Origin of the sequence: Selenomonas sp. FC4001, assembly GCF_000701565.1 — a bacterium.
Classification (GTDB): domain Bacteria; phylum Bacillota; class Negativicutes; order Selenomonadales; family Selenomonadaceae; genus Selenomonas_A; species Selenomonas_A ruminantium_B.
Map to the genome: position 1 here is coordinate 493,252 of NZ_KL370793.1, position 13,599 is coordinate 506,850.

The window sequence follows — 13,599 nt, forward strand, 5'->3', positions numbered from 1 at the left end:
TGTAGAACGTTATCTTACCGGCTGAATCGCAGGCAGTTCCACACTATTGTTCGTGATATCATTGATTACCAACTCGATGCTGGTAGACTCCACAATGGCATCCATAATGGTTTCCACCGGCACTGCCGACTGCCCCACCGGCGTTATCGGCGGCAGTTCTGCCGTTTCCTGTGCCTTAACCTGCGGCTTAGCCTGTTGCTGCGGTGCAGCGCTTACCGGCTGAATCGGTGGCAGTTCCAAAGCATCAGCAGGTACAGACGGAGTCGCTGGCTTTTTCGGCGCTGGCTGCTGTACCGGCGTTATCTGTGGCGGCTGAATGGGCCGTGGCGAAATCAGCGCAGGGGTATCCGTCTTTTCCCCTTTCTTCTTCGCCTTCCGTTCCTTGTCGATATCCGCTGCTGTGATAATTATGGGAATGGCCTTTTTCTGTCGCTGCGCAGCCTTTTTTTCTTCTTCAAGCTCCGCCGGAGTTTTCACCGCCGACCACCGCAGCCGGGAATTGAGCTGGGGCAGATTGCTTACTGCCTCATCCACCGCCTTAGCCGCCTGCGGTGCATTGGAGCCCTTGTTATCCGTGACCAAGCGGGAACGGAACAGTTCCTGTGAATCCACAGTAGACACCGTTCCCTCTGCCGCCTGAACAAGACTTCCTGCCATTATCATGCCAATGAACACGGCCATACCAGCCGCTTTGCTGCGATACATCATTATAACCATATCCCCCAATGGCTTGCGCCTAAATTTTTCTCTAACACAAACTAAAATTCGGCAGGACAATCAAAAAGTCCTGCCGAATTTATGACAAATTATATTATTTTTCCGTAAAGCTGGCAAATCCCTGCTGGAAAGAATCCACTGCCTCGCTCCGCAGTTCGGGATTATCCATCAGTCGCATGGAGTAGCAGCCGCCCTTGTTGCCGCGGAAGAAGGTAACAATCTCCTGATTGTCTGCCTTAGCTATCGAATCCGGCTTGCCATCGCCAGTGCTGTCAAAGGCAATCTCTTTAGCCGTAAAGGCATAGACAGCTCGTTCCTTGCCGGTGCGATTGACAATTACCACACTCTCATAAGGATTGGTGGCCATCAGGTTAGCCAGATACTGCTTGGCCTCTTCCTCTTTGAGGCTGTTCAAATCCGGCACATTCTTATCATCAAAGGCATTCTTGATGATGACCCAGGCATTTTTGATATTGTAGCCTTCATTGTCAAAAACCAGAATTTCCCCTTCCTTGCCTTCATACAAAGCGCTGGCAGGAATGACATTGGGTTTCTTTGGACATTTGAGCGTATAGCCAAATTCCTTGCTGGTGTACACATAGCTGTTCTTAACCTGGCTTGCATTCGAAGTTTTCTTCGCCTGCTGCTCCGTCTTTGCCGGTGCCTTGTCCTTGGCATCAACCTGCTGCATACCAGTTCCCATAAACAGAACTCCCATAAGACCTAAGGCTGTAATAATCTTTGCTTTCTTATTCATCTTGCATTACCTCTTTCTATCGTACAGTAATGGGGATTCCTAAATTCATTCTCTAATTATAACGCGATTGCTCCCATTTTGCCAATGACAAAATGCGTATTTCCGTTAAACGCCTTATCTCAACGTTTGCGGGCAGGCTCTACATTCACCTTATAGCCCTTCACCGTATTGCGGTGCATCGTGTTCATAACCCGTTCTGCCACATCCTCCGGCACTTCCACGAAGGTGAACTTGTCGTAGATGTTGATGACCCCGATGGTAGCCCCCGGAATGTCCGCTTCGTCAGCAATGGCCCGCACGATATCTGCCGGACGGATTTTCTGGCTGCGGCCGATGTTCAGGAACAGGCGCACCATGCCCGGCGCTCCGCCGGTATCACCGAAGCCGTTATTATCGCTCTTTTCATCCTTAAAGCCTTCCAAGGAAAGTTTCAAAGCCGCAGCGGCAATATCCACCATATCAAAGCCTTCGGCAGCCACATCCGAAATGATTTCATGGTAATCATCATAATGATTCTGCTGCAGGGTCTTAATCAGACGCTCCTGTACCAAGTCCTTCTGCCGTTCCAGCATATCCGAAGCCGTCGGCAGTTCCTTGCGCTGAATCTTCGTATGCGCGAGCTTCATGATAAGACGCAGCTGACGGTATTCCTTCGGCTCGATAAAGGTCATGGCCACACCCTTGCGGCCGGCACGGCCCGTGCGGCCAATGCGATGCACATAGGATTCATGGTCCTGTGGAATATCGTAGTTGATGACATGGGTAATATCGTCAATATCAATGCCGCGAGCCGCTACATCCGTCGCAATCAGAATGTCGATGCGCCCTTCGCGGAAACGCTTCATCACGCGGTCACGCTGAATCTGAGAAAGGTCACCATGGAGGCCGCCGGCAGAATAGCCGCGGGCATCCAGCGAAGCCGTCAAATCATCAACGGCACGCTTCGTGCGGCAGAAGATAATGAGCTTGCCGGTTTCTTCCACATCCAGCACCCGGCAGAGGCCCTCAAACTTTTCGCGGGTTTCGTAATAAAGCTGGTCAATCAGAGGAACCGTAAGGTTCTCCTTGGTGATGGTAATGCGCTGCGGATGCTGCATATAGCGGCGGGAGAGCTTTTCAATGGGCGCCGGCATGGTTGCGGAGAACAGCAGGGTCTGCCGGCCATCCGGAATCTGACGGATGATATTTTCAATATCATCAATAAAGCCCATATCGAGCATTTCATCGGCTTCATCCAGCACCAAAGTCTGGACATTGGTAAGGTCTAACGTGCCCCGGTTCAAATGGTCCAACAGACGCCCCGGCGTACCCACTACTGCATGAACACCGCGTTTCAGCGAACGAATCTGACGGTCAATGGCCTGCCCGCCGTAGATGGGCAGTGTACGCACGCGCTTGAACTTGCCGATTTTATTGAGTTCCTCGGCAGTCTGAATGGCCAGTTCCCGGGTCGGCGTCAGAATGAGCGCCTGCACCTTATGGAATTTCTCGGCCATCTTTTCCACCGTCGGAATGCCAAAAGCTGCCGTCTTGCCCGTCCCCGTCTGCGCCTGACCAATCACATCATGGCCTTCCAGCGTAAGCGGAATGGTCTGCGCCTGAATGGGGGAAGGTTCCTCAAACCCCATCTCTCTAAGCGCCTGCAGCACCTTACGGCTAAGTTCAATCTCACCAAAGTTTTTAAGTTCCTGTTTCAAAAAGTTCCTCCAAAAATCTATAAATAGTAAATGCGGGTTTTTACTCTTTTACCGGCTCGCCCACAACATCATAAGTAAAGCCCTGAAGGACTTTCACTTTGATGACATCACCGGGTTTGCTGGTAGTATCTCCCTCAATATAAACCTGACCGTCAACTTCCGGCGCCTCACGGTAAGAGCGTCCTACCGCAATATTGGGCTGTTCCTCATCGCGTCCTTCCACAAGGACTTCGATAACCTTGCCCTCGAAGCTCTGGTTGACTTCCTCGGAAATCTTGCTCTGCACACTCATGAGGTCATGATATCTTTCCTGCATAACCTCTTCGGAAATCTGATTTTCCATATTGTAAGCCGGCGTATCCTCCTCACGGGAATACGTGAAAACACCGACCTTGTCCAGGCGCTGCTCGATAAGGAAGTTACGCAGAGTCTGATACTGGGCATCCGTTTCGCCGGGGAAGCCCACGATAAAGGTCGAACGGATGGTTACGCCGGGGATGCGTTCCCGCAACTTCTTAATCAGCGTAATCATCTGCTCCTGTGTATCCGGGCGGTGCATGGACTTGAGCACGGAGTTATGGGCATGCTGCAAAGGCAGGTCAACATACTTGCAGACCTTGGGTTCCGTCGCATAGACATCAATGAGTTCATCCGTAAAGAATTTCGGATAGCAATAGAGTGTGCGTACCCATTTGAGTTTCGGCACCTTGACTACTTCCCGCAGAAGTTCTGCCAAAGCCGGACGGTTATAGATATCCCGGCCATAGTTGGTGCTGTCCTGCGCGATAAAGACTACTTCCCGCACACCATTTTCCGTGAGCTGTTCCACTTCTGCACAGATATCTTCAATCTTGCGGCTGCGGAACTTGCCGCGAATCTGCGGGATGGCGCAGAAGGCGCAACGATTGTCACAGCCTTCGGCAATCTTCACATAAGCGGTATAATCCGGCGTGGTGCGGATGCGGGGAGTCTTGGCATCATAGAGCGTGTCATCTTCTCCAGCCAGTACCACACGATGGCCTTTGAGCGTTTCTTCCACCGCTTCCATAATACGGCCCCAGGCACCGGTGCCCAAAATGGCATCAGCTTCCGGCAGTTCGTCCAACAGTTCCTGCTTGTAGCGCTGGCCTAAGCACCCTGCCACAATCAGACTGCGGCAACGGCCGGATTCCTTGTAGTCCGCCATATTCAGCACCGTGGTAATGGACTCTTCCTTGGCCGACTGAATGAAGGCGCACGTGTTGACAATCAAAATATCGGCTTCCGCCGGGTTATTGGTCAGCTCAATGCCGTGGTTCTTGAGTTCCCCCAGCATGATTTCCGTATCCACCAGATTCTTGGAACAGCCAAGACTGATAAAACCTGCTTTCACAAAAAGACCTCCTGTAAATACACGCTATGAATTACGAAAGAGGATACAGCCTGCATGTACAGACAGCACCCTCTGCATATCACACAACACAATCTAAAATAAATTACTTAAAGCGGACTTCCTTGACCCAACGGTCCAGAAAATCATGACGCTGCTGGTCCGTGAAGTTCACCGGCTGGTCAAAGAGCAGCATATTTTTTCCCGCAAAGGACTTGTAGGAGAGCGTACCGGGATTGGTAGGTACAAAGTAGAACTCCTTCTTCTGCAGAGCCTGCTGGGCTTCATCCGACAGGAGCCAGTCTGCAAATTCCTTGGCCGCTGCAGCGTCCGCAGTTTTTGCCTTGTAGGCAATTCCCGTACCGGTTATCATGGCCGCTGTGCCATCAGCAGGATAGACAATTTTTAAGGGATAGCCCCCCTGCATATAGCGGATAGCCTCGCTTTCCACGGCAATGGCCACATCCACTTCGCCCATGCCCGCCTGACGGACAGGATTGGACAGATACCGGGCATACTGCACCACCTTGGGGTGTATCTGCCGCCAGATATCATAAGTAGCTGCATCGCCGAACTGCGCCACCATGCTCATAAAGAGATTAGCTGACGCGTCAGCCGCCAAAAAGTCCGTAATGCCAATACGCACCTGAGGCTGAGCCGCCAGTTCCTTCCACGTATCCGGCACCAAGGGCAGAGTCAAAAGGTAATCCTTGTTCATGCAGAACACGATTGGGTCATACCAGACACCGACCCAATAACCGTCACGCTGCCGAAAATTCTCCGGCACCTGATCGCCGGCCTCCGAAAGATACGGCGTAAAATAACCGGCCACCGCGGCCTTATTTAGCGTATCCTTATCCGCCAGTACCATGGAAGCTGCGCCCTCATCCCCGGCTTCTGCCTGAGCCTGCAAGCGCTTTATGATTTCCCCGGATGATAACGGCACGAAGTTTACCCGCACGTTGTGGGACTGCTCATAAGCATTGGTCAGAATCGACGCATGCTCCGCAGGCAATGTGGTATAGACCACAATCTCCCGCAAAGGCCGGTTCCTGTCATCATGCCGTGCTCCGGCAAAATAGGCAGAACCTGCCACAACCAGAATAAACAACAAAAAAGCCGTCAGCAGCAGGGATGTATACCTTCTCATCAAACGATACCTCGCTCACAACTTCAATCATTTCCTATTCTATCATAAGAAATGAAGTGCCGCAATAGATTTCAGCTCTCTTATTCGTAGCGAAAGACGGAGGGAAGGGGCGGCAATAACTTTCGTCTGCTTATGCAGGCTTGCCTAACGCGACCGAAAGCCATTGCCGCCCCTTCCCTCCTCAGGTTTTACCTAGACTTGACGCCACGATATCATTGACATTCTATAACACATAAGAGCCGAGAGGACAGATGATGTTTTTCCGATGCGTTAGGCAAGCCTGCATAAACAAAGGAAAAATATTATCTGTCCTCTCTGCGGCTTTAGCATATCGATGTAATGTACGCAATAAGCCCGCGGGGCTGGTGATGTTTTTCCGTAGCGTTTGACAAGCTTGTCTATGGCGAAGGAAAAATATTACCAGCCCCGCGGGCGTCTTATAGCCTAGATGTTAACCCATCTTATTCTTCATCCGCATTCGGGTCCTTAATCGGCACTCCAAATACGAGATTATCCAAAAGTCCAATCAGCTGATTGATTTCCGGCTTAGCAATCTGTCCGGAAGCACCCAGCTGTTCACCTTTGATGCGCATCTCTTCACTGATTAGTGATGAGAACAGTACCAAAGGCACGGCGTTGAGGTTTTCATCCTCACGCACCAGTTTCAGCAGGCGATGACCATCCATCTTGGGCATTTCCACGTCGGAGATGATAACCCGCACATGGTCTTCGATTTTGCCAGGTTTCTGGGCAAGCGTCTGCAGATAATCCCAGGCATCCTGGCCATTGCCGAAATCACGGACATAACGATAGCCGGATTCATGCAGCGTCGTAACCAAGAGGTCACGCAACATCGGCGAATCTTCTGCTACCACTACATGGACATCAGAACGTTTGCTCTTAACATCCTCGGTAGCTTCTTCATAAGTCGTCAGCTTGGCATTGATTTCCGGATTGATTTCCGCAATGATGGTCTCAAAGTCAATCAGAAGCACAATTCGGTCTTCCATCTTGATGATACCAACCACGCGGGACTGGTCGCCAACTTCCGGAGCCGGCTCCATATCCTTCCAGGAAATGCGATGAATGCGGGAAACATTTTCCACCAGGAAACCGATATTGTAGTTATTGATTTCCGTAACAATGACATTGCGGGGTTCTGCCTTGGACTGCACATTTAAGCACCGCGGCAGATTTACCAGCGGAATTGCCTTGCCGCGCAGGGTGAACAGGCCATCGATATAGGGATGAGCCTGCGGCATTGCCGTCACCGGCGGACAGGTAATTACTTCGCGTACCTTTGCCACGTTGATGCCATAGTTAACTTGTCCAATGCTGAATTCCACAATTTCAAACTCATTCGTGCCGGTCTCCAGCAAGATTCCTTTCTTGTCTCCAGTCGTTTCTGCTGCCATCTACTTCGCCCCCATCTATTTTATATCCCATTCGAATTTCATCTCTAGCTTTCTTATTCGCCCTTTGGGTGCAAATTCCTTCAATCCTTGAAAAAATTTGCATGAATTTGCTTAATTTTCTTTGAGATAGGTCCAACCGTCTTCTTCGACAATGCGATTTTCCCGCAGGAGATGGCCCAAAGCCCGCTTGAAGGCGGCCTTGGAAATGCCGAACTTATCGCGGATGACCTCGGGCGAGGACTCGTCACTATAAGGCATTTTGCCATTGCGATTCTGCAAGAGCTCCATAATCTTTTCCGCATCGGTAATGAGTGCTTTTTCCTTGCTCTCCTTCAAGGAAGCATTGAGGCGGCCATCGTCACGGATGTAGGTAACGCGGGCCGTAACCACTTCGCCTACTCTTGGACGGGCCTGCGGATTCATTTCCTTGTTGGCGATAAAGACGATATAACGCTCCTCACTGAACAAGAACGCGCCGGCATCGGTGTAGTTATAGATGGCGCCTTTGACCATCTGTCCCTTTTTCACACCTTTGGCTGGCTGTGAAGCCCGGCGCATTTCATCCTCCACTTCCATGGTGACGGCCAGACGGCCGGATTTATCGGTGTAGAGTTTTGCCCAGACCACTTCCCCAATCTGGGGACGGCCGCGCATACCGGCATAGGGCATGAAGATGCCGCGCTCAGCTCCGACATCAACGAAAGCACCATCGCGGCTCACGTTGATGACCTTGAGGCGGGCAATCTGACCTTCGCGCATTTTGGGCACCCGCATGCTGGCGGTCAGTTTGCGTTTTGGGTCAAGATAGAGGAACACTTCCACTTCATCACCGATATTCACCGGATGGGTCTGCTGATTCTTATGCAGGAGAATATCGTCATTGGTGTTGCCGGTTTCCGCATCGAGGAAGGCCCCCAACTCCGACTCACGCACCACCTTCAAAGTTGCTACCGTGCTGGGGCCGTATTTTCTTTTACGCTGTTCTTCCATAAACGCCTCAATCAGTCTTCGTAAACGGACAGCTTAGCATCGCCCCAAAGCTGTTCGAGTGCATAGTACTCACGGGCTTCCTGCATGAAAACATGGGCAACTACATCACCGTAATCGAGCAATACCCATTCGCCTTCGCGGTAGCCTTCCTTATGGAAGAAGTCCACGCCAGCTTCCTGCAACTGTTCTTCAATGCTGTCGGCAATAGCCCGCACCTGAGTTGCCGTGTTGGCAGAGCAGACAACAAAGTAATCCGTGGACGGGGACAATTCCCGCATATCCATCACCACAATATCTCTGGCTTTCTTATCGCTGGCTGCTTTGCAAACTGCCTGGCTCATTTCTTCAATGGTCATCTTGAATCCTCCTAGAATCTATAAAAACAACATTATTTTTCTTCACTTGGTCCCTCTGCCGGGAAAAGTTCCTGTATCCGCTGGGCTGCCGCGGCATCATCCAGCACCCAGATAGAGGGGTCATCCGCTGCCGGTGCACCGGGCAGGATAATACTCTCTGGTGGCACACTGCTCAAATGCCGCAGAGTATTGGCCAGATACACGGAGTCAAAAATCTCCGCGCTGGTTTCCACCCGCTGCTTGATAATCTCCGCAATGGTCGGCAGCTTCGTCAGGGTTCTGAGCTGCAAGAGATTCTGATAAAGCGCCTTACAGAACCGCTGCTGCCGCTGCATGCGGCCCAAGTCATCCAAATCATCACTGCGATACCGCAGGTACTGCTGGGCCTGCTTGCCATTCAGATGTTGATAGCCCTGGGGAAGATGGATGGAGATGTTGCCTTCTGCATCATCGTAGTTCATATCCTCTTCCACATAGATATCCACGCCATCAATGGCATCGATAAGCTCACTGAACACCGCCATATCCAGCACAATGTACTGATGAATGGAAATGCCCAAAAGATTATTGACCTGACGTGTCAGCATGGGAGCACCCCCCATGGCATAAAGGTATTTTATTTTTGTCTGCTCCTGGCTGCCGGTGACATTCACCCAGGTATCCTGTGGGATATGAATAAAGCGCAGCCTGCCGGTATTGTTTTCAAAACTGGCCACCACGATGCCGTCCGCTTTTTTCTCGGTACTGCCATCAATATCCACACCTTCATCCAGCCCCACAATCAGCACATTGGTATAGCCGTCAAACCGCGGGTCAATGGTGCCCCGCCGCATCTGCTGGCGCTGGGTGTAGCCTTCATACATGGTCTGATACTCCTGATTGAGCTTGGAGCCCAAAGACACCAAAGCGTAACCAGCAAAGAGTACGCCGGTGACGATTACGCCCAGGAACAAGAGGAGAATCAACAGCCTGAGCCTCGCCCGCCGCCTTCTTTGGGCCAAGAGCTTGCGTTTATGTTTTATATTTTGCTGGGTGACATTTATCTTGTCCATCAGCCTGACCTTCTATCTATTAAGCAGTATTTCATTTCTGGCAATGACCGTATCGGGATGAATCAGCCCGCCTTTTTGGAGCACAAAGGCAATGGACTGGGTAAGGCCTGCCAGCATCATCTCATCCAAGCTGGCAGTTTTGGAAAGTTCCCGCAGCTTCTCAACACCGGGATAATCCCGCTGTGGCTCAATCATATCCGCGAACCAGATGATTTTATCCAGCTCCGTCATCTGCGCCCCGCCCACGGTATGCCGCCAGATGGCCTGCTCCACCGCCTTGTCATTGACGCCGTATTTTTCCACCACCAGATGGGCACCTACATAGGCATGAAGCAACAGGGGCATCTGCTTTTCCACCGGCTCCACTGCAATCTGCCGCTTTTCTGCTTCCTGAATCAAATCCTCATTGGGAAATTCCCGGGCACAGTCGTGGAGAAGTCCTGCCACCTGCGCCTGCTCCCTATCGATGCCGAAGCGTTCCGCCAGAAACACCGCCGTCTCCGCTACGCCCAAAGAGTGTTGGTAACGGGAGGGCTTCAGGCTCTTTGCCAAAAGCTCCCGCATTTCCTCGTATTTCATGGCAAAACTCATTTGTATAAACCTTCTTTTTCGATGTAATCAGCTACATTTTCTGGTACTAAATAGCGGATGGAACGACCTTCTGCCACCCGCTCCCGAATCTGTGTGGAGGAAATTTCCATCAGCGGCACCTGCAGTTCATGGATATGACTTCTGAGTTCAGGGCCAAAATAATCTAACAGCAATTTCTCATCAAAGGGAATCTCCGGCCGGGTGGTGCCAATAAACTGACAGGCTCCCACCAATTCCCGGGGATGATTCCAGGTTGGCAGGTCGTTAATGGAATCTGAACCGGTAATAAAGTATAGTTCAGCATCTTCCCCCAGCTTCTGCTGCATCTCCTGCACCATAAGCCAGGAATAAGACGGCCCCTTGCGCTCCATCTCCAGCAAATCCAGACAAAAACAGGGATTGGCCGCAATGGCCAGCTCCACCATTTTTATCCGCTGCTCTGCTGAAGCGATTTTTCGCCCCAGCTTATGGGGCGGCTGAGCCGCAGGAATGAAGCGTACTTCGTCCAGTTGGAAGGCCTCCCGGGATTCTTCCGCAATATGCAAATGAGCCAGATGGATGGGGTCAAATGTGCCCCCCATCAGCCCTATTCGCTTTTTCATCACCGGATTCCTCCCCACATATAAAGCAACAGATAAACTGCCGCTATTGTCAAAACGATAAGCAATACTGCCCAGGCATAGTCCTTACTGTCATGTGCCCCTTTTGGGGTAGACAGATACTGGCGCATAGCCCGATAGTAACCCTGCAAGTGAAACATCAGCGAATCTGACCCTCGCCCATAATGAGATACTTGGAGCTGGTCAGTTCCATAAGCCCCATGGGCCCACGAGCATGAAGTTTCTGCGTGCTGATGCCGATTTCCGCGCCAAAGCCGAACTCAAAACCGTCCGTAAAGCGAGTTGAAGCATTGACATATACCGCCGCGGCATCCACTTCCTTCTGGAAGCGCGCCGCGTTCACGAGGTCACGCGTCACAATCGTTTCCGAATGGCCGGTGTTGTAGCGGTTGATATGTTCTATCGCTGCCGCCACATCATCGACCACCTTGACGGACAGAATCAAATCGCCATATTCCGTACTCCAGTCCGCTTCTTCCGCCGTCTGCATTTCCGGGCAGATGGCGCGCGCCTTATCGCAGCCGCGCAGTTCCACCTTTTTCGCCGTCATGGCCTCATAGAGCATGGGCAGGAATTTTTCGGCCACATGCTTATGCACAAGCAGCGTTTCCATGGCATTGCAGACCGATGGACGGCTGGTCTTGGCATTGATGGCGATATCGAGCGCCATCTGCAAATCCGCACTCTCGTCCACATAGGTATGGCAGACGCCTGTTCCAGTTTCAATTACCGGGACAGAGCTATCCTCTACCACCCGCTTGATCAGTCCTGCGCCGCCGCGGGGGATGATGACATCCAACAGGCCAGTCAAATGGGTCATTACGCCTACAGCTTCTCTGTCCGTAAAGTCAATAAACTGGATTGCCCCTTCGGGGACACCATGCTTATAGGCTTCTTCGGCCAATAGTGAACTGATGGCGATATTCGAGCGAATCGCCTCACTGCCGCCGCGCAAGAGCACGGCGTTGCCGGATTTCAGGCAGAGTGCCAGGGCATCTGCCGTGACATTTGGACGGGCTTCATAGATGATGCCCACCACACCCAATGACACCCGCACACGGCGGATGGAAAGACCATTAGGGCGTACACACGAATAATCGCCCTGACCGATGGGGTCAGGCAGAGCCGCCGTCTGCCGCAGGCCTTCAGCCATACCGGCAATGCGGTTTTCATCGAGCATCAGACGGTCCAGATAGGAGCGCTTGACGCCCTTTTGCCGGGCTTCTTCCAAGTCCTGCGCATTGGCTGCCAAAATCATGCTGCTGCGCTGTTCCAAGGCATGCGCCATCGCCAGCAAGGCTTCATTCTTCACCTTGGTCGAAAGCGTGCCCAGCTTATAGGACGCAGCTTTTGCCGCTTCGGCCTTTTTGCGTACTTCTGCCTGAATATCCAATCCGATTCCTCCCCATCAAAAATCAGCCAATAATCACACCATCAATACCATATTATCGCGGTGAATAACCTCGGTGGGTACATCACCGGTTAAAATCCTGGCAATCTCGTCCGTCTGCCGGCCGAGAATCTTTTGCAAATCGTCCGCTGAGAAATTGACAATTCCCCGAGCGATTTCCTGCTGGGATGCCGTGAGCACCCGCACGGTGCTGCCAGCGGCAAATTCGCCGTCACAGGCCGTAACACCTGCAGGCAGGATACTGGCACCCTGCTCGCGCATAGCTTTGGCACAGCCCGCATCTACAACGATTTCGCCCGCCAGTCGCTTGCCAAAGGCCAGCCATGACTTGCGCACTCTTAAATGCGACTCCCGCGCTGGGAACACCGTACCGATATTTTGACCGGTCAAAATATCCCGCAGCACATTTTCCCGTGAACCCGAAGCAATGACCATCGTCACGCCGGCACTCATGGCAATCTGCGCCGCCTGAATCTTGGTCATCATGCCGCCCGTGCCCAGCTTGGAACCGGCACCACCGGCGATGGCTTCAACCTCGGGCGTAATTTCGGGAATCTCGGCGATAAGCTCGGCTTCCGGATGGGTTGCCGGATTAGCCGTGTAAAGCCCTTCAATATCCGACAGTATAATCAGGGCATCGGCATCCACCAAGGTCGCCACCATAGCCGAAAGGTTATCGTTATCGCCAATCTTGATTTCATCTACCGCTACCGCGTCATTTTCATTGATGACGGGAATAGCGCCCATGGAAAGCTGGGCCAACAGGGAATTACGGGAATGGATGTACTGATGGTGTTGCACGGAATTTTCTTTAGTCAGCAGCACCTGTCCCATAACCTGTCCGTATTCGGCAAAGAGCTTCTCATAGATATGCATGAGCACGCCCTGACCGATAGCCGCGACCGCCTGCTTTTCCGGAATGGATTCCGGCTTTTGGGCAAGGCCGAGTTTCCCCAGGCCTGCGGCAATGGCGCCCGAAGACACGAGAATCATTTCCTTCCCCTGATTTTTGAGGTCGGCGATTTCCCGCAGCAACAGGTCAATGCGGTGCAGATTCAGTTTTCCCGTTTCATGGGTCAGGGTACTCGTGCCCACCTTGACCACAATGCGCTTGGCTTCACGCAAACGCTCTCTGGCAGTTCCCATGTTCTTCCCTCCGCTCAAGTTTGGTTACGGCAGTTCGATTTTCGGCTTATCGTAGTTACGCTTAAACAGCAAACCATTGCGGCCGATAATCTGCACGAGATTTACATCGGCACGTTCAGCCAGCATGGTGATGGCATCTTCCGGTTCTTCCATGCAGTTCTGCAATACGCGCACCTTGATGAGTTCGCGCTTCTTGATGGCTTCCTGCGCAGCCTGCACAACGGTCGGCGTCACACCTTCCTTGCCCATCATCACCACGGGTTCCAATTTCTGCCCCATGGAACGCAAAAAGCTTTTCTGCTTGCCTGTCAATGAATTTCTTAACAAA

14 protein-coding genes are annotated in these 13,599 nt (G+C 52.0%); all 14 read right to left on the reverse strand.

The genetic code is table 11. From position 1 onward, the window contains the following. Nucleotides 1-9: 9 nt before the first annotated feature. Nucleotides 10-717 carry a hypothetical protein gene (locus tag T320_RS11995; protein ID WP_156032846.1) on the reverse strand — a complete coding sequence of 236 codons (708 nt, stop codon included), beginning with the start codon at nt 715-717 and terminating at the stop codon, nt 10-12. 94 nt (nt 718-811) lie between these two features. Beyond that, the gene (locus T320_RS12000; RefSeq protein WP_037356162.1) at nt 812-1,474 is read right to left on the reverse strand and encodes a hypothetical protein; all 663 of its coding nucleotides are present in this window, start codon (nt 1,472-1,474) and stop codon (nt 812-814) included. Between the two features lie 119 nt (nt 1,475-1,593). Next, complete coding sequence (locus T320_RS12005; RefSeq protein WP_026761217.1) at nt 1,594-3,171, reverse strand: DEAD/DEAH box helicase; 1,578 nt, start codon at nt 3,169-3,171, stop codon at nt 1,594-1,596. 40 nt (nt 3,172-3,211) lie between these two features. Then, nucleotides 3,212-4,543, reverse strand: a complete 1,332-nt coding sequence (rimO, locus tag T320_RS12010; protein ID WP_037356165.1) for a 30S ribosomal protein S12 methylthiotransferase RimO — start codon at nt 4,541-4,543, stop codon at nt 3,212-3,214. Nucleotides 4,544-4,646: 103 nt separating this feature from the next. Further along, complete coding sequence (locus T320_RS12015; protein WP_037356168.1) at nt 4,647-5,690, reverse strand: ABC transporter substrate-binding protein; 1,044 nt, start codon at nt 5,688-5,690, stop codon at nt 4,647-4,649. Nucleotides 5,691-6,151: 461 nt separating this feature from the next. After that, entirely contained in the window at nt 6,152-7,105 is a 954-nt protein-coding gene (locus tag T320_RS12020; RefSeq protein WP_026761220.1) for a chemotaxis protein, read from the reverse strand. A gap of 111 nt (nt 7,106-7,216) precedes the next feature. Beyond that, entirely contained in the window at nt 7,217-8,095 is an 879-nt protein-coding gene (locus tag T320_RS12025; protein WP_026761221.1) for a CvfB family protein, read from the reverse strand. 11 nt (nt 8,096-8,106) lie between these two features. Then, nucleotides 8,107-8,451, reverse strand: coding sequence for a ribosome silencing factor (rsfS, locus tag T320_RS12030; RefSeq protein WP_026761222.1), 345 nt, complete (start codon nt 8,449-8,451; stop codon nt 8,107-8,109). Nucleotides 8,452-8,483: 32 nt separating this feature from the next. After that, a complete protein-coding gene (locus tag T320_RS12035) occupies nt 8,484-9,503 on the reverse strand; it encodes an LCP family protein (protein WP_037356171.1) in 1,020 nt (339 codons plus the stop codon). A 12-nt stretch (nt 9,504-9,515) separates the two neighbouring features. After that, a complete protein-coding gene (gene yqeK, locus T320_RS12040; RefSeq protein WP_231465900.1) occupies nt 9,516-10,094 on the reverse strand; it encodes a bis(5'-nucleosyl)-tetraphosphatase (symmetrical) YqeK in 579 nt (192 codons plus the stop codon). Next, entirely contained in the window at nt 10,091-10,696 is a 606-nt protein-coding gene (gene nadD, locus T320_RS12045) for a nicotinate-nucleotide adenylyltransferase (RefSeq protein ID WP_037356174.1), read from the reverse strand. Before nadD ends, yqeK begins: the two co-directional genes overlap by 4 nt. Nucleotides 10,697-10,853: 157 nt before the next feature. Beyond that, nucleotides 10,854-12,107 (reverse strand): glutamate-5-semialdehyde dehydrogenase, encoded by a 1,254-nt coding sequence (locus tag T320_RS12050; RefSeq protein ID WP_037356177.1) that lies wholly within the window; start codon nt 12,105-12,107, stop codon nt 10,854-10,856. A gap of 33 nt (nt 12,108-12,140) precedes the next feature. Beyond that, complete coding sequence (gene proB / locus T320_RS12055) at nt 12,141-13,271, reverse strand: glutamate 5-kinase (RefSeq protein WP_037356179.1); 1,131 nt, start codon at nt 13,269-13,271, stop codon at nt 12,141-12,143. A 24-nt stretch (nt 13,272-13,295) separates the two neighbouring features. Next, nucleotides 13,296-13,598 (reverse strand): ribosome assembly RNA-binding protein YhbY, encoded by a 303-nt coding sequence (gene yhbY / locus T320_RS12060; RefSeq protein WP_026761228.1) that lies wholly within the window; start codon nt 13,596-13,598, stop codon nt 13,296-13,298. Between the last annotated feature and the right edge of the window lies 1 nt (nt 13,599).

Bases quoted from the DNA above. Each gene is read 5' to 3' on its own strand.
- T320_RS11995 (WP_156032846.1), bottom strand. From the start codon at position 717: ATGGTTATAATGATGTATCGCAGCAAAGCGGCTGGTATGGCCGTGTTC.
- T320_RS12000 (WP_037356162.1), bottom strand. From the start codon at position 1,474: ATGAATAAGAAAGCAAAGATTATTACAGCCTTAGGTCTTATGGGAGTT.
- T320_RS12015 (WP_037356168.1), bottom strand. From the start codon at position 5,690: ATGAGAAGGTATACATCCCTGCTGCTGACGGCTTTTTTGTTGTTTATT.
- T320_RS12020 (WP_026761220.1), bottom strand. From the start codon at position 7,105: ATGGCAGCAGAAACGACTGGAGACAAGAAAGGAATCTTGCTGGAGACC.
- T320_RS12025 (WP_026761221.1), bottom strand. From the start codon at position 8,095: ATGGAAGAACAGCGTAAAAGAAAATACGGCCCCAGCACGGTAGCAACT.
- rsfS (WP_026761222.1), bottom strand. From the start codon at position 8,451: ATGACCATTGAAGAAATGAGCCAGGCAGTTTGCAAAGCAGCCAGCGAT.
- T320_RS12035 (WP_037356171.1), bottom strand. From the start codon at position 9,503: ATGGACAAGATAAATGTCACCCAGCAAAATATAAAACATAAACGCAAG.
- yqeK (WP_231465900.1), bottom strand. From the start codon at position 10,094: ATGAGTTTTGCCATGAAATACGAGGAAATGCGGGAGCTTTTGGCAAAG.
- nadD (WP_037356174.1), bottom strand. From the start codon at position 10,696: ATGAAAAAGCGAATAGGGCTGATGGGGGGCACATTTGACCCCATCCAT.
- proB (WP_037356179.1), bottom strand. From the start codon at position 13,271: ATGGGAACTGCCAGAGAGCGTTTGCGTGAAGCCAAGCGCATTGTGGTC.